The 20758-nt window shown below is 28.5% G+C and carries 19 protein-coding genes and 1 tRNA gene; 9 read left to right on the forward strand and 11 right to left on the reverse strand.

What is annotated here, in order from left to right:
- Nucleotides 1-50: 50 nt before the first annotated feature.
- Nucleotides 51-962: a bifunctional enoyl-CoA hydratase/phosphate acetyltransferase gene (locus tag AMN70_RS04010; protein ID WP_075501993.1), complete on the reverse strand. Its 912-nt coding sequence runs from the start codon at nt 960-962 to the stop codon at nt 51-53.
- A 65-nt stretch (nt 963-1027) separates the two neighbouring features.
- Nucleotides 1028-2032, reverse strand: a complete 1005-nt coding sequence (locus AMN70_RS04015) for an Ldh family oxidoreductase (RefSeq protein ID WP_075501995.1) — start codon at nt 2030-2032, stop codon at nt 1028-1030.
- A gap of 84 nt (nt 2033-2116) precedes the next feature.
- On the opposite strand from AMN70_RS04015, the gene AMN70_RS04020 reads away from it, so the two are divergent.
- The gene (locus AMN70_RS04020; RefSeq protein ID WP_075501996.1) at nt 2117-2995 is read left to right on the forward strand and encodes an NAD-dependent epimerase/dehydratase family protein; all 879 of its coding nucleotides are present in this window, start codon (nt 2117-2119) and stop codon (nt 2993-2995) included.
- A 12-nt stretch (nt 2996-3007) separates the two neighbouring features.
- Here AMN70_RS04020 and AMN70_RS04025 read toward each other — a convergent pair whose 3' ends face one another.
- The 3 genes from AMN70_RS04025 to AMN70_RS04035 all read right to left on the reverse strand — a co-directional run bounded on the left by AMN70_RS04025 (nt 3008) and on the right by AMN70_RS04035 (nt 6761).
- The gene (locus tag AMN70_RS04025; RefSeq protein ID WP_075501998.1) at nt 3008-4933 is read right to left on the reverse strand and encodes an ABC transporter permease; all 1926 of its coding nucleotides are present in this window, start codon (nt 4931-4933) and stop codon (nt 3008-3010) included.
- The gene (locus AMN70_RS04030; protein WP_082255077.1) at nt 4934-5731 is read right to left on the reverse strand and encodes a taurine ABC transporter ATP-binding protein; all 798 of its coding nucleotides are present in this window, start codon (nt 5729-5731) and stop codon (nt 4934-4936) included.
- Nucleotides 5732-5819: 88 nt separating this feature from the next.
- The gene (locus AMN70_RS04035) at nt 5820-6761 is read right to left on the reverse strand and encodes an ABC transporter substrate-binding protein (RefSeq protein WP_075502000.1); all 942 of its coding nucleotides are present in this window, start codon (nt 6759-6761) and stop codon (nt 5820-5822) included.
- 177 nt (nt 6762-6938) lie between these two features.
- Here AMN70_RS04035 and AMN70_RS04040 point away from each other — a divergent pair, with 177 nt between their 5' ends.
- On the forward strand, nt 6939-8285 hold the full coding sequence (locus AMN70_RS04040) for an omega-aminotransferase AptA (protein WP_075502002.1): 1347 nt from the start codon (nt 6939-6941) through the stop codon (nt 8283-8285).
- A 9-nt stretch (nt 8286-8294) separates the two neighbouring features.
- The gene (ald, locus tag AMN70_RS04045; protein WP_075502004.1) at nt 8295-9407 is read left to right on the forward strand and encodes an alanine dehydrogenase; all 1113 of its coding nucleotides are present in this window, start codon (nt 8295-8297) and stop codon (nt 9405-9407) included.
- On the opposite strand, the gene AMN70_RS04050 is transcribed toward ald, so the two are convergent.
- Both AMN70_RS04050 and AMN70_RS04055 read right to left on the reverse strand, forming a co-directional pair.
- On the reverse strand, nt 9400-10521 hold the full coding sequence (locus AMN70_RS04050) for a glycosyltransferase (protein ID WP_075502006.1): 1122 nt from the start codon (nt 10519-10521) through the stop codon (nt 9400-9402). The genes ald and AMN70_RS04050 overlap by 8 nt on opposite strands.
- Nucleotide 10522: 1 nt before the next feature.
- Nucleotides 10523-11734, reverse strand: a complete 1212-nt coding sequence (locus AMN70_RS04055) for a nucleotide sugar dehydrogenase (protein WP_075502008.1) — start codon at nt 11732-11734, stop codon at nt 10523-10525.
- Nucleotides 11735-11791: 57 nt separating this feature from the next.
- Here AMN70_RS04055 and AMN70_RS04060 point away from each other — a divergent pair, with 57 nt between their 5' ends.
- Entirely contained in the window at nt 11792-12949 is a 1158-nt protein-coding gene (locus AMN70_RS04060; protein ID WP_075502010.1) for a glycosyltransferase, read from the forward strand.
- Here the strand turns inward: AMN70_RS04060 and AMN70_RS04065 are convergent.
- Nucleotides 12946-13953, reverse strand: a complete 1008-nt coding sequence (locus AMN70_RS04065) for an NAD-dependent epimerase/dehydratase family protein (RefSeq protein ID WP_075502012.1) — start codon at nt 13951-13953, stop codon at nt 12946-12948. The genes AMN70_RS04060 and AMN70_RS04065 overlap by 4 nt on opposite strands.
- Nucleotides 13954-14020: 67 nt before the next feature.
- Between AMN70_RS04065 and AMN70_RS04070 the strand changes: the two genes are divergently transcribed.
- Both AMN70_RS04070 and AMN70_RS04075 read left to right on the forward strand, forming a co-directional pair.
- A complete protein-coding gene (locus AMN70_RS04070) occupies nt 14021-15079 on the forward strand; it encodes an NAD-dependent epimerase/dehydratase family protein (protein ID WP_075502014.1) in 1059 nt (352 codons plus the stop codon).
- Nucleotides 15076-17520 (forward strand): GcvT family protein, encoded by a 2445-nt coding sequence (locus AMN70_RS04075; protein ID WP_075502016.1) that lies wholly within the window; start codon nt 15076-15078, stop codon nt 17518-17520. Before AMN70_RS04070 ends, AMN70_RS04075 begins: the two co-directional genes overlap by 4 nt.
- Here AMN70_RS04075 and AMN70_RS04080 read toward each other — a convergent pair whose 3' ends face one another.
- Nucleotides 17521-18372 carry a bile acid:sodium symporter family protein gene (locus tag AMN70_RS04080; RefSeq protein ID WP_075502018.1) on the reverse strand — a complete coding sequence of 284 codons (852 nt, stop codon included), beginning with the start codon at nt 18370-18372 and terminating at the stop codon, nt 17521-17523.
- 40 nt (nt 18373-18412) lie between these two features.
- Nucleotides 18413-19390, reverse strand: coding sequence for a DeoR family transcriptional regulator (locus tag AMN70_RS04085; protein ID WP_143323418.1), 978 nt, complete (start codon nt 19388-19390; stop codon nt 18413-18415).
- Between the two features lie 111 nt (nt 19391-19501).
- On the opposite strand from AMN70_RS04085, the gene AMN70_RS04090 reads away from it, so the two are divergent.
- From AMN70_RS04090 to AMN70_RS04100, 3 genes are all read left to right on the forward strand, one after another.
- Entirely contained in the window at nt 19502-19732 is a 231-nt protein-coding gene (locus tag AMN70_RS04090) for a hypothetical protein (RefSeq protein WP_075502022.1), read from the forward strand.
- 40 nt (nt 19733-19772) lie between these two features.
- Nucleotides 19773-19991: a hypothetical protein gene (locus AMN70_RS04095; RefSeq protein ID WP_075502024.1), complete on the forward strand. Its 219-nt coding sequence runs from the start codon at nt 19773-19775 to the stop codon at nt 19989-19991.
- 58 nt (nt 19992-20049) lie between these two features.
- Nucleotides 20050-20126 (forward strand) — tRNA-Met (locus AMN70_RS04100).
- 12 nt (nt 20127-20138) lie between these two features.
- On the opposite strand, the gene AMN70_RS04105 is transcribed toward AMN70_RS04100, so the two are convergent.
- Nucleotides 20139-20756 (reverse strand): VTC domain-containing protein, encoded by a 618-nt coding sequence (locus AMN70_RS04105; RefSeq protein WP_075502025.1) that lies wholly within the window; start codon nt 20754-20756, stop codon nt 20139-20141.
- Between the last annotated feature and the right edge of the window lie 2 nt (nt 20757-20758).

Here is a 20758-nt window from a genome sequence, read left to right on the forward strand (position 1 = left end):
ATAGATATTTTCAATGAAGAATTAAAATAAATCAAATTAATTGTTCAGAATCAGTCTAAAGCAACAACAGCTGCTGCTATAGAAGCCAATCTAGCAGTCGCTTCATCTGAACGACTTGTTATAACCACAGGCACTTTTCCTCCTACCACTACTCCTGCTGCACATGCTCCACAAAAGTAAATTAACATTTTAACTAACCCATTTCCTGTTTCTACACTTGGAACAAGCAAAACATCAGCTAATCCAGCAACATCATTTTTAATTCCTTTAATTGCTGCCGATTTTTTTGATATACTATTATCAAATGCAAGAGGACCAAAAACATCTGCATCTAAATTTTCTTTTTTTGCAAGTTTAGTTAACTCCTCTGCATCTTTAGAACTTGGGACACTATCTAAAACTTCCTCAGTAGCTGATAAAATTGCGATTTTAGGTCTTTCAATTCCAATTCTTCTTGAAAAATTAATTACATTTTTAAGTATGTGCATTTTTGTTTTTACATTAGGCAAGACATTTAATGCACCATCAGTAATAATCAGAGGTTTATCCTCTTTTTCTAAAGTCATATGCCAAATATGACTTAATCTAGTTTTTCCTAATAAATTATATTCTCTTTTAAGAACCTCTTTCATTAATATATCAGTATGTATGTGACCTTTAACAATAATTCTAATTTTTCCCTCACTTGCAAGTTTTGCTGCAATTGCAGCTGTATTGTTTTCTATAGGTTCATTTATTATTTCATATTGAGAAATATCCCATTTTAAATTTTCAGCACATTTCATGATTTCTTTTTCATCACCTATAAAAACAGGTTCAATTAAATTTTCATTTACTGCATCTTGGACTGACAACATTGGCAAAGGTTTTCCCGCGTTGACTATACCTGCTTTTACTCCTTTTTTTTTATGAGCATAATTAAGTAAGTTGTTAGGACAAACTATTTCTTTATTTGAAAGCATTTTAAATAGATATAATCTTTTAATAAAAGAACAATAAATATAATTAAATTTTGTTTATTATTTGATTATTTTAGCAATAATTCTATATCTTTTTTAATAATATTAGGCACATTAATCTCTTTCTTCGAATTTTCTTTAAATCTCATAAATTTATTTTGACCCGGATATAAAATTTCTTTTACACCTTTGATTTTTGGTAATTTTTTTATAGTTCTTATATTTTCTTTAATTCTTTGATTAAAATTTTTTTGAAAAATATTCGCTTTAAAAGTAATAAAAAGATGACCAATATTCTGTGGACCGGTAAAATCATCAAAAGGATCTTTAACTTTTCCAGCGTGGTTTCCACCAGTCAATACACCACTTAAAATATCTACCATCCACGCAAGTCCAGATCCTCTATAACCTGCTATTGGCAATTGAACACCTTCTAAAGCCTTTTTTGCATTTGTAGTTTGGTTTCCAAATTTATCAAGTGCTACTCCTTCGGGGATTTTTTGATTGTTACGAGCAGCAACTCTAATTTTTCCTCTATTAATCATAGATATCGATGTGTCTAAAATGAAAGGAATATTAGATCCCGTTGGAGTTCCAAAACAAATTGGATTAGTTCCGAACAAACTTTTCAAAGATCCATGAGGTGCTACAGCTGGGGGTGCATTTGTATATATCATTGTGATAAGATTTTTTTTTACAGCTTGTTCAGCATAATAACCAGATAAACCATAGTGTCCGCTATTTTTTATAGCAACTAATCCAACACCAGTTTTTTTTGCATTCTTTATTGCAACTTTAATTCCAATATCTGCTGCAACGAAACCGATACTGTCATTAGCATTAATATGAGATATTGATTGAGAAATTTTTTTAATCTTTATTTTTGGCTTAGGATTTATAACTTTTTTAGATATACGGTCACAATACATTTTAAGCCTAGATAAACCATGACCATAAGCGCCAACAAGCTCTGCATTAATCAAAGCATTTGAGGAAATAATTGCATGATTATCTTTAAGACCATGTTTTTTAAAAATCTTAATTAATAAAGTTTTAAGTTTTTTTACTTTCATATTATAAGGAATATCTCTATATCATGTTTTAAAAATAACAATAATGATTACAAAAATTCAATATATATTGAAGCAATTTAACTGATGGGTAATAAAAAAAGTATCTTAATCACAGGTGGTGCGGGTTTTGTTGGATCTAATTTAATAAAAACATTATTAAAGAAAACAAAATTTAATATTATTAGTTTAGATAATTACTCTGCTGGTTCTAAAAAAAATCATATTTTTGATAAAAGAGTAAAATATTTAAAAGGAGAAACAAAGTATATCAAGACTTTGATCAAACAACCTAAAAAGATTCACTCTGTTTTTCATTTTGGTGAATTTGCAAGAATTTATCAAAGCTTTATCAACATGAGTCAATGTTTAGACTCAAATACTATTGGAACAAATTCAGTTTTTAATTTTTGTTTAGAAAATAAAATTAAACTGATTTATTCCGCAACTTCTGCTTCATTGGGAAATGATGGAAAGGATAAAAATTTATCACCTTATGCATTTACCAAGGCAAAAAATTTAGAATTATTAGAAAATCTTAAAAAGTGGTTCAATTTTAAATATGAAGTAATCTATTTCTATAATGTTTATGGACCTGGACAAATTTCTAAAGGAAAAATGGCTACTGTGATTGGCATTTTTGAAGAAGCTTATAAAATGAACAAACCATTACCAATTGTTTTACCTGGAACACAATCTAGAAGATTTACTCATATAGATGATACAATAGAAGTATGTTTGCTGGCATGGAAAAGAAATTTATCTAGACACTATTCTATCTCACATAAGCAAAGTTTTTCAATTTTAGATGTTGCAAAGATGTTTGGATCAAAAATAAAATTTTTAAAAAAACGTCCTGGGGAAAGATATTCATCTGCTCTTACTAACATGAATTTATCTAACAAAGTCCATAAACACTTTGGAAAAAAGAAACTAAAAGATTATATCAAAAATATAATTTCTTAATAAAATTCTTAATTAACCTTTTCCTCGCCATGGAATCGTTTTATCAATAATTTTTCTTAAAGTTATGTCAAATAATAACCCAAGCATACCCATTATGAATATTGTTATCCAAATAACCTCATATTGAAAATATTTCTTAGCCACATTTTCTACAAAGCCGATACCTGTAGTTCCAGCTAAAAATTCTGCTGCAACTAGAGTTCCCCAACACATACCTACAGCAACTCTTATGCCTGTTAAAATTTCAGGTAAAGAATTTGGAAAAATTACGTATCTTAATATTTGTTTTTTTGATGCCCCTAATGAGTGAGCTGCATGAATTTTTGACAACTGAGTACCTGAAGCACCAGCTCTTGCAGAAATTATCATTATTGATAAAGAAACCATAAATAATAAAAACACTTTACCGGTGTTATCAATTCCTAGAACAGAAATTATGAGTGGCGCCCAAGCTAAAGGCGGAACTGGTCTATATAGTTCAATTAAAGGATCAAAAAAGCCCTTAGCAAATCTGTTTAAACCCATAAATAATCCCAATGGAACTCCAATTATAATTCCAAAAACTAATCCTAAAAATACCCTTAAAAAAGAGTCCCATATATGACCATAAGGCACTGGTACTTTAAATAGTTTGAAGTCACCTGTTACAACTTTAAGCACGTAACCCTTAAAGTTTTGTTTCACTACTCCTTCTTTAGTATGAACTGGATATTCGCCAGGAAGAATATCAGCTATCCAATCTGGCAGAATAAAACCTATCCATGTACTTATATCGACCATCTTAATCCATAAAAGTGGAATGTCTTTGTAACCTACGCTTGGTTTTGACATTAATACAAATTTGTTAAAAGTATCAGATGGTTTAGGAAGCCATCTACCTGAACCTTGTTCTGAACAACTTGGACCGCTAGCAACAATTGTACCAGCTGGAAACAGAAAGATATCAATAAGTCTCAAGCCGCCTTGAGCATCTAGTTGAGCGTTATCAAATTTGATAATAGCATTCTGCATTTTATCTAATACATTTGGTGGATAAATACTTGCAAACTCTATTCTCCTTGCAATTTTAACGATGTTCTTAGCATAAGTAGATGCTATTTCTTCAGTTTCACTTAAATCGTTTCTGTAGATTTTAATTTTATCTTTAATTTCTTTAATTTTATTTTTGAATTCTGGATTATGGTTTCTTAGTTTGAAAAATTCCTCACTTATCAAATTTAATTCTTGAGCTGCAGCATGAAATTTTAAGCCCCTGTCTGTAGCAGGCACAAGAGGTACTTCTAATGTATTTTCAATACTTCCTGAACCTGCATCAATTTTTGTGATACCCCAACCACCTTCTTCATTTACAGCCTTAAGTCTTTCATTAAGTTCTTGCTCTGTTTCAAATGGATAATCAGGTTTTTGAAAATTTTCTGTTAAAAGATTAATTCTACCAGTTATATCCTCAATTTTTTCTCTAGTTTCATTTTCAAGTAAATCCTCATTTGTTAATAAGGGAATTAATTGATTTGTTTTATTTATAAAACCTAAAAGAATTGTTTTTTCCTCATTATTAAGTTCTTTAGAATTTTTTATTTCATTTGATAACCCTTCTAAGTTCTTATTTTCTTTTTTAATTTGAGAAGTACTTTTAAACTCTCTTTCTTCTATAGGAAATTGATATTTTAATCCTAACAAGGAGTCATTCACTTTTCCTACTTGGCAAAGCTCATTTGCAGATTTTGGATAAAAACCTTTTGCGATATCCCATGAATAGTACAGCCAAATTAAAAGAAGAAAACTACTTCCAACAACTACCCAGTGTGTTCCACCTAATGCTCTTTCAGGATTTCCAAAAACTGCATCAATTTTTTCAGTTTTAATTAGACGTCTGCCGTAAAGGATACAGCCAATGACAGCAAAAAATATTAAAAAAGTTACTATTTGTGTTAACATTTAATTTTCTTTCCCCATAATTTCTTCTTCCATATTCCAAATCATTTCTAAAATTTCCTCTCGCTTTGCAGAAAAATCTTTATCTTTTTTAATTTCTCTTAAATCCTGTTTTAGACCCATTGATGCAAATGGAAGATTGTATTCTTTATGTATACGTCCTGGTCGAGGAGCCATTACATATAGTCTTTCACCAAGTAATAACGCTTCTTCAACTGAGTGAGTGATTAATATAATTGTTTTTCCAGTTTCTTTCCAAATTTTTAAAACTAAGGACTGCATCTTCTCTCTTGTTAAAGCATCAAGAGCTCCCAAAGGCTCATCCATAAGAATTAAATCTGGATCATTAATTAAACACCTTGCAAGAGCAACTCTTTGCTGCATTCCTCCAGATAATTGATATGTAGGCGTATTACCAAACCCCTTTAGACCAACAATTTCTAACCACTCATCAACTTTTTTTTGAGTTTCAATTGGATCTTTTTTTTTCATTCTTAATCCAAAGTTGACATTTTCAGCTACAGTTAACCATTCAAATAAAGCTCCTTGTTGAAAAACCATTCCTCTTTCAACTCCAGGACCATCTATTTCTTTATCATTTAATGTAATACTTCCTGAAGTTGGTCTGATAAAACCTGCAGTGATGTTTAATAAAGTTGTTTTTCCACAACCAGATGGACCGAGGACTGTAAGAAGTTCACCTTTTTTTAACGTAAAATTTAAATCTTTCAAAGCGTGAACTGTTTCTCCTTTAGGAGTTTTAAAAATCATATTTAGATTTTGAGAAACTAAATCACTCATAAAAAGCTTTATATTAGAATTTTTAATAAAAAAATAGGCACCAATCTATGAAAATTGGCGCCTATCTAAATTTTTACCTACCTTTAAATTATAAAGGTAAGAAACTTGTATCTACGTTTCCTCTTGGTGTTCCCATTCCTTTTAAGAATGCATCAAGATTTCCACTCTCCATAGATTGTTTTGTTTCTTCTGGAGTTAAGAATTTGAAACCATCTAAAGTTTCTTTCATATCAGCAACTTTCATTTCTGAAGCTTTTGACATAGAATTCATATCGCTTTTACCAGCTCTATATCTTGCATTAGCTTCATGAGTTACTTCGATAAAAGTTCTTAGCATTCCAGGATTTTCCTTCATGAACTTTGTAGTTACAGAAGTAATATCTATCCCTAAAATACCAGCGTCTCTAGCTTCTTGAACTGTAAGTAATCTAGATCCAACCGCAGTTGCAGCTTTAATAGAATTACCACCAAATAAACATGCCATTACAACATCACCACTTACTAAAGCAGCAGCTCCTTCCTCAGGATCCATTTGAATAATATCCATTTTTTTTCTGTCAGCTCCAACAACTTTCATACTTTCATCAAAAACATACTCAGCCATCGTTCCTAGTGGAACAGCAACTTTTTTACCTTCTAATTCAGTAGCGTTTGCTTTTGTGATTCCAGAAGCATTAGAAGTAACACAAGTAGTTCCTCCCATTCCGTATTCCATAGCAATGTCTACTAATTTAATAGGCGCTTTAGATTTTACAGCGTTAATGAAAGGTACTAAACCTTGAGAGTAAGAGATATCAATATCTCCTGCTAACATAGCATCGGTCATTGCTCCACCATTTGTGAAGTTAGTCCATTTAACAGGAACTCCCAAAGCTTTCGCAAAATTTTTCTTTTGCATGTCTTCCAAGTTTGGACTTGGCCATTCTAGAAAGTAAGCAACTCTCACTTCATTAGCAGCTGAATTAGCAACTGAAATGTTTAAATTAAGAGCTACAAAACATCCTAAAAGAAAACTAATTATTTTTTTCATTTTATCCTCTTAGTTGATTTATAATTCATTGAGTAAAAATTAAATTCATTAAGAAGTAAAACAAAAAAGTGTCTAATTTGAATACAACTTTGAGTTGCGTCAATTATTTTGGTGGTTAATTATACCTATTTAGTCTAAAGAATTTAAAAATTAACAATTTAAAATTTAAAAAAAAATATGAGCTCAGAAAAAAGAACATCAGTGCCCAATTCATTAAACGAACATTGGATGCCATTTACATCTAATAAAGATTTTAAGGAAAATCCAAGATTAATAGTAGAGGCAAAAGGAGTTTATTTAAAAAATCACCAAGGAAAAACACAGATAGATGCGAGCTCTGGATTATTCTGTAACCCTTTAGGTCATGGACGAAAAGAAATTATTGAAGCGATTAGCAATCAATTAAAAACTTTGGATTATTGTCAACCCTTTCAACAAGGGTTTGGTGGATCTTTTGAGTTGGCAACAAAAATTGCTAAACACACGCCAGGTAACTTAAATAGAATTTTTTATACAATTTGTGGTTCAACAGCAGTTGAGACTGCAATTAAAATATGTATAGCTTATCATCGAGCAAGAGGTGATAGTCAAAGATTCAGATTTGTAGGACGTGAAAGAGGCTATCATGGAATGAATATTGGAGCTACTTCAGTAGGAGGAATGGTAAATAATGTAAAAACATTTGCAAGTGTTTTGATGCCTGGTGTTGTTCATATGAGACATACACATTTACCTGAACATAAATTTGTAAGCGGACAACCTGAAACAGGAGTAGAGCTTGCAGAAGATTTAGAAAGAATTTGTATGAATTTTGGAGCAGAAAATATCGCTGCTTGTATTGTTGAACCAGTTGCCGGTTCTACAGGAACACTAGTTCCACCAAAAGGATACTTACAAAGATTAAGAGAAATTTGTGACAAACATGGAATTCTATTAATTTTTGATGAAGTAATAACTGGCTGGGGGAGAATGGGATCTCCATTTGGTTCACAAGAGTTTGGAGTTACTCCAGATATAATGACCATGGCAAAAGCTACTACTAATGGAATAAGTCCACTAGGTGTTGTTGCTTGCAAAGAGGAAATTTATGATGCTCTTATGGATAATGCACCAAAGGGAACTATCGAATTGTTTCATGGTTATACTTATTCAGGAATACCAATTTCGGTGGCAGCGGGATTGGCTGTTCAAGATATTTTTGAGAAAGATGATATTTTTAATAGAGCAAAAGAATTAGCACCTTATTTTCAAAAAGGATTATTTTCACTTAAAGATATTGATGTGGTTGAAAATATAAGAGGTTATGGAATGATGGGTGGTATAGATATAAAGATGGATAAAAAACCAGGAGCAGCAGGTTTTACTTGTTTTAAACATTGTTACGAGGCTGGTGTAAATTTTAAAGCTACTGGTGATTGTTTAATTATTGCTCCAATGTTCATTTGTGAAAAAAAACATATAGATGAAATTATAGAAAAACTAAGAACTGGAATAACTAACTACGCAAAAAGTAAAAAGAATTAGATATCATAAATGATAGTCGGCGTTCCGAAGGAAATAAAGCCACAAGAGAATCGAATTGGTTTAACACCTGAGAGTGTAAAAACTCTTGTGTCAGAGGGCCATGATGTATTAGTTGAAAATAATGGTGGTTTTGAAGCAGGCTTTGAAAATGATCAATATATTAAAGCTGGAGCAAAAATAGTAAACACAGCTTCAGATATTTTTAACGATTCAGAAATAATTGTAAAAGTTAAAGAGCCTCAAAAAGTTGAGGTTGATATGATAAGAGAAAATCAAGTTATTTATACCTATCTTCATTTAGCGGCTGCAAAAGAACTTACTGCAGGTTTGATTAAATCAAAAAGCATTAACATTGCCTATGAAACTGTTACTGATGACAATGGTAGACTTCCATTACTTGCACCTATGAGTGCTGTAGCTGGCCGTATGTCGGTTCAAGCGGGTGCACATTGTTTAGAAAAAAATCAAAAAGGTAGAGGTGTATTGTTAGGAGGAGCACCGGGGGGTGAACCAGCAAATGTATTAATTCTTGGTGGTGGAGTAGTAGGAGAGAATGCAGCAATAATAGCTACTGGAATGAAAGCGAAGGTTCATATTGTAGATAAATCTGAGGCAAGATTAAAACAGTTAGTTGAAATATTTGGAGACAAAATTATTCCAGAGCAGAGTGATAAAATTGATTTAAAAAAATTAGTTTCTGAATCAGATTTATTAGTAGGTGGGGTTTTAATACCAGGTGCGGAAGCACCAAAATTAATAACAAAAGATATGTTGAAATTAATGAAAAGAGGATCAGTAATTGTCGATGTAGCCATCGATCAAGGAGGATGTGTTGAAACAAGTAAACCAACTACTCACGGTAATCCAACATATATAGTTGATGATGTAGTACATTATTGTGTGGCTAATATGCCCGGGGGAGTTCCGAGGACTTCTACTTTTGCATTAAATCAAGCAACTCTTCCTTATTTAGTCAAACTTGCTAACAAAGGTTATCAAAAAGCTTTAAAAGAAGATAAAAATTTTTTAGCAGGACTAAATGTTTGCAAGGGGCAAGTGACTTATAAAGCAGTTGCAGATGTATTTGGTTATGAATATCAAAAAGCCGAAGATGTTATTTGAGATTATTAAGAGTTTTAAAATATTCTTGATTAGATTTAGTTTGTGTAAAGTTTTTTAGATGTTTATGTCTAATTTTTGGGTTTAGTTTTAAATTTTTATTCAAAAAAATCAAAATTTTGTTTTTAAGTTCATAGCTTGAACCTGGTTTGAAAGTTAAACCTAATTTACCATACTTAATTACTTCAAAGTTTCCTCCAGGAGATTTACTACAAATTGGAAAAACATTATAATTAATAGATTGAACTAATGCATTTGGCAAACCTTCAAACCAAGATGCATTTATAAACAAATTTGCATTTTTAAAAATTTTATCTCTATCTTTATTATAGCCCTTAAAAATAACCTTTTTATCTAGTCTTTTTGATTTGATAAATCTTTTAATATTATCTTTTTCGATGCCATCACCGTAAATTTCAAATGTAAAATTAAATTTGTCTTTTATTTCTGAGAGTGCTTCAACAATAGTAATTACGCCTTTTTCTTTAGACAATCTACCAACATAGATTATCTTTTTAAGACAATTAATCTTATTTCTTAACCTATTTCCTTTATTTATTTTAGAAATAGATGGTGGATAAATATATTTTATATTCTTAATATTAAAATTATTTATTATAAAGTTTTTTTCGAACTTTGAGTTAGTAATGATAAGGTCGGCAAATCTATAGAAATATTTAGCTAGAAAAAAAACTAATTTATTTTTTAAAAATCTAAAAAAATTATTGTATATATTCAATTCTGATAAAGAACTTCTTTCAGTTAAAATTATCTTTACTTTTGAGAGATTGATGCAAGAAATTAAAGAAATCAAATTTGCATAATGAATATTTGAAATTAAAATAGTTTGTAAGTATTCTTTGTTGATTTCATCTTTAATTAAATTCCTTAAAGAAAATATCGAAAACAAAGCTCTTTTTGATTTCATTTCATAAACATCACACCCAATTTTTTTTAAATATTTTTTGTATGAATTTTTACCAATTGATATTAATAGAACTGAAAAATTTTGATCAACTAAAAATTTCGATAATCTAGTGATTGACTCAGAAGCTCCACCTAATTTGAATACTGGCAGAAAAAAAATTATTCTTTTTTTTTTAAAATTTGATTTCATTTTAGATTAAAGATAAAGGATCAATAATCATTTTCTTATTTCTTTTTGCAAATTTAATTGATTTAAATATTTCTTTATGTTTAACTAAAATAATAAATATCTCTGAATTACTTATATTTTTAAAATTTTTATATATATTATTTTTTTTAGCAAAACTATTCTCGATTATTGGATCATAAGCCTTAATATTTTTAATAATTTTTTTTAATTTTTTATGGATATTAATTGCAAGTGAATTTCTTGAGTCAGGTACATTAGGTTTATATGTTAATCCTAAAATAACAATTTTTTTCTTTTTAAAATTTTTTAATTTTTTTAGTTCAAAAATTATTTTTTTAAAAATAAATTTCTCCATGAAATTATTTGTTTTCCTTGCCGCAAGAGTAATTTTAGTCTCAAATTTTAATTTTTTGGCGTAGTGACTTAAATAATAAGGGTCAACAGGTAAACAATGTCCGCCCACTAAACCAGGTTTAAAATTCAAAAAATTCCATTTTGTACTTGCGAGTCGTAATACCTCATTAAAATCAATTTTCGCTTTTTCGCACAAAATCATGATTTCATTCATTAATCCTATGTTTAGGTCCCTTTGAGTATTTTCAATTAATTTAGATAACTCTGCTTCATTTACTTTTTTTGTAAAAACTATTTTTTTTGAAACAGATTTGTAAACTTTCTTAACACATGAAATAATCTTATTACCTGCATCAATAGATACAACTTTAGAGATATTTTTTATATTATTTGTCTTATCACCTGGATTAATTCTCTCTGAACTATAACCTATAAAAAAGTTAGTCTTTCTATTATTTTTTTTTAAGATATTTTTACATACATCTAGTGTTGTTCCCGGATAAACTGTAGACTCCAAAATGATAATATCACCACTTTTAATGTATTTTGAAATCAATTTGAAAGCTGACTTAACATGATCTAAATCGGGAAGTTTATTTTTTTTAATTGGCGTTGGGACTGTAACAATATAAAAATTTGAGTTTTTTATTTCATTATGACTTGATGTAATTAAAGATCCTTTATTAAGTTTAAGGTCTTTTTTTTTGAATTCTCTATTTCTATCCAAATACTTCTTTAGTTCACTAACTCTACTTTTGTCTATATCGTAACCTGTAATTTTAAACTTTTTTTTTAAAGCTACAAATAAGGGTAGGCCAACATAACCAAGACCAATTATGCATGGATAAACTTTTTTCATTAATTAAACTTTATTTTATTATATGAAACTATAATATTATCAATTAAGATTTTTTTAATGAACAAAATATTATATTGGTCGCCATTTACTTCGAAAGTTGCCACAGTTAAATCAGTAATTAATTCAGTTGATGCAGTTAACAGATATCTTAAAGAAAAGTATAAAGCTATGATAATTGATGCAGTTGATGAATGGAAGGATTATAAAGAAGAGTTAAATAGAAAAAATATAGAAATTATACATCTAAATAAAAACTCCATTTTTCACTCTTTCAAAAAAGATGGTTTTATTAGAAGCAGGCTTGCATATTTGTATATTTTTTTTAAATCTCTTTTGCCTCTTCACAATCAACTGAAGGTATATAAACCTAAATATCTAGTAATTCATCTAATAACTTCTTTGCCATTAATATTATTTATTTTTCAAGATTACGAAACAAAATTAATACTCAGAGTTTCAGGTCTTCCAAAGATGACATTTATTCGTAAGATAATTTGGAAGTTGAGTAGCAACAAAATTCATAAGATAACATGTCCAACTCAAGATACCTATAAAGATTTATCTAGATTTTCTTATTTGAAAGACAAATTAATCATTTTGAAAGATCCAATAATTAAAAGTAGAGATATTCAAAAAGCAAAAAAAAAACATGTAAATATTAGTGAAGATGTTGAAAAGATTTTATCAAATAATGATTTTTTTTTGTCCATTGGAAGATTTACTAAACAAAAAAATTTTATTTTTTACCTTAAATGCATTCCAGAGATTTTAAAAATTAATAAAAATTTATATTTTTTATTTATTGGTCAGGGAGAAGATAAAAAAATCTTTTTTGAAACTGCAAAAAAGTTAAATATTTTAAATAAAATATTTGTTATTCAAAATACCGATAATGTTCATTATTTTATGAAAAAGTCGAAGTGTTTAGTTTTAACTTCTTTATGGGAAGACCCTGGTTTTGTTTTAGTAGAAGCAGGCTATAACAATTGTCAAGTGATTTCTAGTAATTGTCCTAATGGTCCTAGTGAAATAATAAGTAATGATGGAGGATATTTATTTAGATCTAATAATCGTCAAAGTCTTATAAATACAATCGAGTCTTTTTTGAAAGACTCAGAAAAAAATAAGATTTCAAAGAAAATAATACTAAAAAAAAGAATAAAAAATTTTACTATTTTTCATCATAGTTTGGTTTTGAAAGAAATTCTAAATTAATTTTTTTTATAATAATTTTTATACCATTTAACAAATTTATTTATTCCCTCTTTATAATTAGTTTTTGGATTATACCCTGTAATTGATTTTAAAAGATCAATATTTGACAATGTTCTTTTAACGTCACCTTTTTGTAAAGGTTTAAAATTTTTATTTGCTTTTTTACTTAATCTTATTTCGATTTCTTTTAAAAAATCTAATAAAAGAATTTTTTTCTTGTTCCCAATATTTAAGATTCGAAAAGGAGCTACATTTGACAAGCTGTCATATTTATATTTACCAAATTGTTTTTTATTTGGAATTTTGTTTAGTAATAAATAGATCCCTTTAACAACATCATCAATGTACGTAAAATCTCTGAACATCTTTCCTTTGTTGTAAACATCTATAGACTTTCCATTTATTATTCCTTTTGTAAATTTAAATAAAGCCATGTCTGGTCTCCCCCAAGGTCCATATACTGTGAAAAATCTTAACATCGTAATTGGAATTTTCCATATATTTGAGTACGAGTGAGCCATACTTTCATTTGCTTTTTTTGTTGCAGCATAAATACTTAATTGACTTTCAGTTTTATCAATCTCTTTAAAAGGAAGTTTTTTGTTTCCACCATACACAGATGAACTAGAAGCCATAATTAAATGTTTTACTTTAATTTTGTGTGCAGCTTCAATTACATTAAATGTTCCATCAATATTGGAACTTAAATATACTCTTGGTTCGTGAATACTATATCTTACTCCAGCTTGCGCTGCTAAATGAACTACAATTTTTGGTCTAAATTTTTTAAATATGTTTTTAATTTTTCTGTCATTTTGAAGATTTATTTTGGTAAATGAAAATTTTTTATATTTAGTCAGAATATTCAATCTTGCTTTCTTTAATTTTACATCATAATAGCTATTCATTGAGTCTATCCCATGGACTTGATGGCCTTTTTCTAAAAGAAGCTTAGAAAAGTGAAATCCTATAAATCCAGAGGAACCTGTGACTAGTATTTTCATAGAGTAATTTGTTTATTAATTTATATTTAGAATATATATTGGTTTAAAATTATCAAACAACTTTAAAATGATTTTAATCACTGGATCTACTGGATTAATTGGATTTGATGCCAGCTTGTTTTATTTAAATAAAAAAAAAACAGTTATAGGTATTGATAATGATTTAAGAAGTTATTTTTTTGGAAAAAAGGGTAGTAATAAATGGAAAGAACTAATTCTTAAAAAAAATAAGAAATACAATCATTTCTCTATAGATATAAGAAATAAAAGAAGGATTTTCAAAATTTTTAGTAAATATGGAAAAAGAATAGAAACAGTTATTCACACCGCCGCTCAACCTTCTCACGATTGGGCTGCTAAAGAGCCATTTACTGATTTTGAAGTGAATGCCAATGGAACATTAAATCTTTTAGAAGCATTAAGAATTTTTTGTCCCGAAGCTTCTTTTATTTTTACTTCTACTAATAAAGTTTATGGAGATAGGCCTAACTATCTCCCATTGAAAGAAAAAAAATTAAGATTTGAAATAGATAAAAAACATCAATTTTATAAAAAAGGCATAGATGAAAGTATGTCATTAGATCAAACTACTCATTCAATTTTTGGAGCATCTAAGACTGGAGCAGATTTACTTGTGCAAGAGTATGGAAGATATTTTAATCTAAAAACTGTAACTTTTAGAGGTGGCTGCTTGACTGGAGAAAATCATTCTGGTGCTGAACTTCATGGTTTTTTATCTTTTTTGGTTAAATCAATTATTTCGGGAAAAAAATATTCAGTATTTGGTTATAAAGGAAAGCAAGTTCGTGACAATATTCACAGTATTGATGTTGTTAACGCTTTTGATCATTTTATTAAAAAACCTTTGAGAGGAGGTAAGGTTTACAATTTAGGGGGTGGTAGAGAAAACAGTTGTTCAATTCTTGAAGCGATAAAAATGATTGAAAAAATAAGTGGTAAAAAAAGTAGATATAAAATCTTAAATAAAAATAGAGTTGGAGATCATATTTGGTGGATTTCTAATAATTCTAAATTTAAAAAAGATTTTCCTAAATGGAAGATAAAAGTTAACTTAAAAAAATCTCTTGAAAAAATGATAGCTCATGAAATAAAAAATCTTGGATGATTAAAACTTTACCAAAATCTGTAAAAACAATTGTTATAGGCGGTGGTGTGGTTGGATGTTCTGTAGCATATCATTTAGCTAAATTTGGTTGGAAAGATACAATTCTTTTAGAAAGAGATCAGCTTACCTCAGGTACAACATGGCATGCAGCAGGACTTGTAAGCCAATTAGGACCATCCGCATCAATTACTAAAATAAGAAAATATACTTTAGACTTATACAAAGAACTTGAAAAAAAAGTTGATCATTCTGCAGGATTGAGATTAAACGGTGCACTTTCAATTGCAGAAACTAAAGGAAGATGGCAAGAGTTACAAAGACAAGCAACAACTGCGCAGCTTTATGATGTAGATGTAAGAATTTTAAATAAAGATCAAATAAAAAAAGATTATCCAATTGTAAACACCGATAATGTTATAGGTGGAATTTTAATGCCAGGTGATGGAGCAGCTGACCCATCAGGTGTAACTCATATGTTAGCGAAAGCTGCAAGAATGGAAGGGGCAAAAATTTTTGAAAAATCACCTGTTGAAGAAATTTTTATTAAGAATGGCAAAATTTCAGGTGTTAAAGTTAATGGTCAAATAATTCATTGTGAGTATATCGTTCTAGCATCTGGGATGTGGTCAAGACAAATTGGAGAAAAAACTGGTGTAAGTATTCCTCTTTATCCCGCTGAACATTTTTACATTATTACTGAGCCGATAGAAAATCTCTCAAAAACTTTACCAGTTATAAGGGACTTTGATAATAGAACTTATATTAAAGAAGATGCTGGTAAAATATTAGTGGGTATTTTTGAAGGAAATTCAATTCCTGCTTGGGATAAAACAAATAAAGTTCCAGAGGATTTTTCTTTTGGTGAATTTCAAGAAAATTTTGAACATTTTGAACCTTATTTAACATCTGCAATAAAAAGATTTCCAGTTTTAGAAACTGCTGGAATAAGAAAATTTTTCTCAGGACCAGAATCTTTTACTCCAGATACAAATACATTATTAGGTGAAGTTCCAGAGGTTAAAAACTTTTTTGTATGTTGTGGATTAAACAGTATTGGTATTGGGAGTGGAGGAGGTGTTGGCAAAGTTACAGCTGAATGGATGATGACCGGTCACATTAATGAGGATATTTTTAATTATGACATAAAAAGATTTCAAAAATTTCACTCAGAATTAGGTTTTATCAAAAAAAGAATTACAGAGTCTTTAGGTGATTTATATGGAATGCATTGGCCTTTTAAACAACACAAGACTTCCCGAAATATTAAAACACTCCCGTATCATGATAATTTAAAAAGCTTTGGAGCATGTTTTGGTGTTTCAGGAGGATATGAAAGACCTATGTGGTTTGCCTTAGATGGAGAAAAAGCTGAATATGAATATAGTTACAATTATCAGTCTTGGTATCCTTCTGCAGAATATGAAACTAATAATACTATAAAAAATGTTGGTTTATTTGATTTAACGCCTTTTTCTAAGTTTGAGATTAAATCTGATAAAGCTCATCAAGAATTACAGAGAATTTGTACTGCAAATATTAAAAATGAGATTGGCAAATGTACATATACTCATATGTTAAATAGTGATGGTGGAATTGAGACTGATTTAACGATTGTTTGTTTAGATCAAAATTATTTCAGAATAATAAGTTCAGCGGCTACAAGGGAAAGAGATAAATTTCATATAAACAAACATCTTTCTAAAGGAATAGAATTAAAGGATGTAACTGATTATTATTGTGTATTTGGGCTATTTGGACCAAAGAGCAGAGATTTAATTAAAACAATTTCAAAAGATAATTTTGATAATAATAATTTTCAATTTGGTACTGCAAAATATATTACCGTAGATGAGATAAGAATTTGGGCTCAAAGGTTATCTTATGTCGGTGAATTAGGATATGAGTTATACGTAAAAATTAGCAATGCAAAAAAAATATATGAATTATTGATTGAAAAAGGCAAAGATTTTAATCTTTCAAATTGTGGTATGCATGCAATGGATATTATGAGAATGGAAAGTGGTTTTTTACATTGGGGTCACGATATTTCACCTGAGGAAAATCAATATGAAGCTGGTTTATCTTTCACTATAAGTAATAAAAAAAATATAGATTTTATAGGAAAACAAGCTTTAGAAAAAATTAAAAAAGATAAGATTAAACGTAGATTTGCAATGTTTACTTTAAAAGAAAGTAAACCAGGTGAACCATTATTACTCCATGATGAACCTATTTATTTAGACGATAAAATTATAGGTAGATCAACCTCAGGTAATTATTCATTTAATTTTAAGAAAAATTTGACTTTTGGATATATTAATAATGACTTTTCTAATCAGGAACTAAAAAAAAAGAATTTATTTATTGAGGTGGAAAAAAAGAAATATCCTATCAATATTGAAGAAAATTCCTTAAAACGAACAAATTATAAAAATTTGTAATTAAGTTCTTTTTCTTAAAAAAAGTACAAATATAACTGAAGTTGCCATCATGATTAAAGCATAAGCTGCAGTTGGTACCATGTAAGTCATGTTTTGGCCAAACAATTGTGTTCCAACAAAAACTGCTAAAGTTCCATTTTGTAATCCGCACTCTAAAGAAATACATCTTTGTTGAGCAATGCCTGATGCAAAAAATTTAGCTACGTAGTATCCTATTATCATCATAGAAATATTTAGAATCAAAGATACAGATCCAGCTGTAGTCATGAACATTATAATGCTATCCCATTCCTCAATATAGATGGCAATAAAAACTAGGCAAAATAATCCAATAGATATTTTTTCGATATATTTCATGTTATTTTCAATAAAATTATTAAAAAATTTTCTAATAATCATTCCAATTATTACAGGGATCGTCACAACAAAAAACATTTTTAACGATATTCCAAGCATTGAAACTTCTTTTTCAACATAAGTAATATCAAATAAATCAATTGATAAAAAAACAATATAAGGAACTGATATAATACTTATTAAACTAGTAAATGCAGTAAGAGATATAGATAGCGCAACATCACCATCAACAAATTTAGTAAGTACATTTGAAGTTACCCCACCAGGTGCAGCTGCAATCAACATTACCCCTAATGCCAACTCTACAGGAGTTTTTAAAATAATTATTAACACATAACCTATAATTGGAAGAACAACTAATTGACAAATTAAACCAACAAAAAATTCTTTTGGATGCTGAAAAACTCTTGTGAAATCTTTTACTGTTAATGAAGCACCAAGCCCTAACATTATAAGAGCTAGCGCAAATGGCGCTATTGTTGTTACTATACCCATGACCCCTCTGTGTAATACTCTAGGACAATTTATTAGAGATTTAAGAAATTACAAGAAGATTTAAAACTTTACGAATAAATTTGGCTTTAAATTTAAAAATTTCTGTTTGATAAGGTAAAATCTTTCTAAAATTCATGGTTGATAACATGTATTGTTTTTTACTATTCATTTTAATTAAATCTTCATTAACTAAATATTTACATTTTCTAATAATTGTTGCTCGAGGAATTTGAGTCATATCAGAAATCGACATAGCGCTTATACCAGCATCTGAGCCCATGTTATCTATAAGAATATTATTAGTCCTAAAATAATCTAACGCAGGTTGGTCAACAGGAGTATCTAATTGTTTCGTAACATTCAAAACCTGATTCATGCAAATAGTTCCCCAAATATGAAAAGTAGTTAAATCTTTAAAAAATTTATGATATCCAATCACCAACGGGATTTGCATTCTATAAAACCATCTCCAACATAATGTAAATTTTTTTCTTATTACAGTTTCAATAAACTTTTGATCTAATTTTTTTGAAAAATTATGGTCTTTATTTAAAAGTTTAGATACTAAATAAATGTATTTTGACGAGAATTTAATTTGATTTTCAGGCTTAACAAAAGAAAATGCTTTTCTGTCAATTACAATTTTTTTTTTAGTACGTGTTATTACCCCTTCTTTTTCAAGCTCTAAAACTTTTCTTCTAACAGTTTCTTTTGGTAAATCTAATTTTTCACAGAGTTCAGTAATACTAAATCTTTCAATTTGCAGATATGATTTTGAATAATATTCATCATAATTATATTGAATGTTCATTTGATCGAAAAATTGAAGAGTTTTTTCAACTAAAGAAATTATTATTAAGTACTTATAATGATCATTAAATGAGGAATAGACACTATTCATCCAATTCCATTGGTGAAATATCCATTCTTTACTAAGATCAGAATAATTAGACATGATACTCTCATAGACCTGATCGTCGGTGAGTGTTTTTGTAAAGTCTATTTCTTGTAAATTCATAATTTCAAAAATCTGAGTAGAAACCCATTTTGGACAGTTGTCAATCAATTAGTGACCCAGTTTGAACTTGCCTAATTTGAGTACAATAAATTTATATGTTTAAATGTCCTCATGAATGAAAAAGGCTTTGATGCAGATATTACTTTTAATGAGACCCCAAGTTTTAAAGTAACTGAAGAAAAGCCTTTAAAATCCGAGAATAACAGAGCTAAAAAAGTTGATATCAATGTTCTTAAAGCTAGAGCTCAAGAAATCCAAGATAAAGAAAATAGAAAAAATATTTTTATTTTTGTTTTCTTTTTAGCAATTCTTGGAGTGGTTGGAATTTATCTCTCCATATAAATAATTTGTAAATATTAAGTTTTGATGATTATATAACTCTATGAAAAATTCGTTTTCATCTTTAAAAGACAAAATTATTCAAAAATATACAGAGAGATATACATCTATCGATGAAAATTTAGAAAGTGCTAAATCTACAAATATTAATGTTTTACTAAATAGAGTTAAACTAGATCAAAAAAAAGAGAGTAGAAAAAAACTTATATTTACTGCCGCAACATCATTAGGTGTTGTTTTATTTGGTGTTTTAATATTTTAAAATACTTCTTCATATTTGCATCATTATTTAAAAGTAGTATAAACCGATAGGCTAATTTGGCGGGGTAGCTCAGTTGGTTAGAGCGCGGGACTCATAAGCCCGAGGTCAGTGGTTCGATCCCACTTCCCGCTACCATTTTAACGCTAATTAAAAATATATTCTATTTTTATCAATTCTATCATAGATTTTTTTAATACCCTCTGAATATTTTGAGTATCTAATTTTATTTAATGGTAATTGCTCTAACTCCAATGGAATATTAAACTTATTTAATATTTTCACTTCTAAAACAGAAAAATTTTCTAAATATCTAAAATTTTCATTATTCGTGTCTTTAAAATTAATATTAATATCAAATGTAATTCTATAATCTTTTTTTTTAAAATAATATCTATTGTAATTTACTTTAAGTACAGGGTAACAAATTCCATAAGTTGAGTCATAATATCCGTTTTTTTTATAATTATTTAAATCATTAAAGTTAATTTTCTTTGTAATTTTGAATTTACCCTCTTGACTATTTATTTTTTTTTCTAAATTTAAATTTTTATTTTTATCCTCGTAAAATCTTACTCTTATTTTTTTTCTTGGTGTTGAACCCTCTTCAGAATCGTGAAACATTCTTAAATTTTTATCATCAAAATAAATACTTGTAATATCTCTATTTTTGAATTCTTGTTCAAAATCAGACTTTTCTATGAAAGATAAAATTTTAATTTTATCTTCATTATTAACAATATATTTATCCTCTAATCTGAAACTCATTT

Source organism: Candidatus Pelagibacter communis (genome assembly GCF_001179925.1).
GTDB classification, from domain to species: Bacteria; Pseudomonadota; Alphaproteobacteria; order Pelagibacterales; family Pelagibacteraceae; genus Pelagibacter; species Pelagibacter ubique_E.

Excerpts from the sequence above, each read along its gene's own strand:
- AMN70_RS04010 (WP_075501993.1), bottom strand. The coding sequence starts at position 962 with ATGCTTTCAAATAAAGAAATAGTTTGTCCTAACAACTTACTTAATTAT.
- AMN70_RS04015 (WP_075501995.1), bottom strand. The coding sequence starts at position 2,032 with ATGAAAGTAAAAAAACTTAAAACTTTATTAATTAAGATTTTTAAAAAA.
- AMN70_RS04020 (WP_075501996.1), top strand. The coding sequence starts at position 2,117 with ATGGGTAATAAAAAAAGTATCTTAATCACAGGTGGTGCGGGTTTTGTT.
- AMN70_RS04025 (WP_075501998.1), bottom strand. The coding sequence starts at position 4,933 with ATGTTAACACAAATAGTAACTTTTTTAATATTTTTTGCTGTCATTGGC.
- AMN70_RS04030 (WP_082255077.1), bottom strand. The coding sequence starts at position 5,731 with ATGAGTGATTTAGTTTCTCAAAATCTAAATATGATTTTTAAAACTCCT.
- AMN70_RS04035 (WP_075502000.1), bottom strand. The coding sequence starts at position 6,761 with ATGAAAAAAATAATTAGTTTTCTTTTAGGATGTTTTGTAGCTCTTAAT.
- AMN70_RS04040 (WP_075502002.1), top strand. The coding sequence starts at position 6,939 with ATGAGCTCAGAAAAAAGAACATCAGTGCCCAATTCATTAAACGAACAT.
- ald (WP_075502004.1), top strand. The coding sequence starts at position 8,295 with ATGATAGTCGGCGTTCCGAAGGAAATAAAGCCACAAGAGAATCGAATT.
- AMN70_RS04050 (WP_075502006.1), bottom strand. The coding sequence starts at position 10,521 with ATGAAATCAAATTTTAAAAAAAAAAGAATAATTTTTTTTCTGCCAGTA.
- AMN70_RS04055 (WP_075502008.1), bottom strand. The coding sequence starts at position 11,734 with ATGAAAAAAGTTTATCCATGCATAATTGGTCTTGGTTATGTTGGCCTA.
- AMN70_RS04060 (WP_075502010.1), top strand. The coding sequence starts at position 11,792 with ATGAACAAAATATTATATTGGTCGCCATTTACTTCGAAAGTTGCCACA.
- AMN70_RS04065 (WP_075502012.1), bottom strand. The coding sequence starts at position 13,953 with ATGAAAATACTAGTCACAGGTTCCTCTGGATTTATAGGATTTCACTTT.
- AMN70_RS04070 (WP_075502014.1), top strand. The coding sequence starts at position 14,021 with ATGATTTTAATCACTGGATCTACTGGATTAATTGGATTTGATGCCAGC.
- AMN70_RS04075 (WP_075502016.1), top strand. The coding sequence starts at position 15,076 with ATGATTAAAACTTTACCAAAATCTGTAAAAACAATTGTTATAGGCGGT.
- AMN70_RS04080 (WP_075502018.1), bottom strand. The coding sequence starts at position 18,372 with ATGGGTATAGTAACAACAATAGCGCCATTTGCGCTAGCTCTTATAATG.
- AMN70_RS04085 (WP_143323418.1), bottom strand. The coding sequence starts at position 19,390 with ATGAATTTACAAGAAATAGACTTTACAAAAACACTCACCGACGATCAG.
- AMN70_RS04090 (WP_075502022.1), top strand. The coding sequence starts at position 19,502 with ATGAATGAAAAAGGCTTTGATGCAGATATTACTTTTAATGAGACCCCA.
- AMN70_RS04095 (WP_075502024.1), top strand. The coding sequence starts at position 19,773 with ATGAAAAATTCGTTTTCATCTTTAAAAGACAAAATTATTCAAAAATAT.
- AMN70_RS04105 (WP_075502025.1), bottom strand. The coding sequence starts at position 20,756 with ATGAGTTTCAGATTAGAGGATAAATATATTGTTAATAATGAAGATAAA.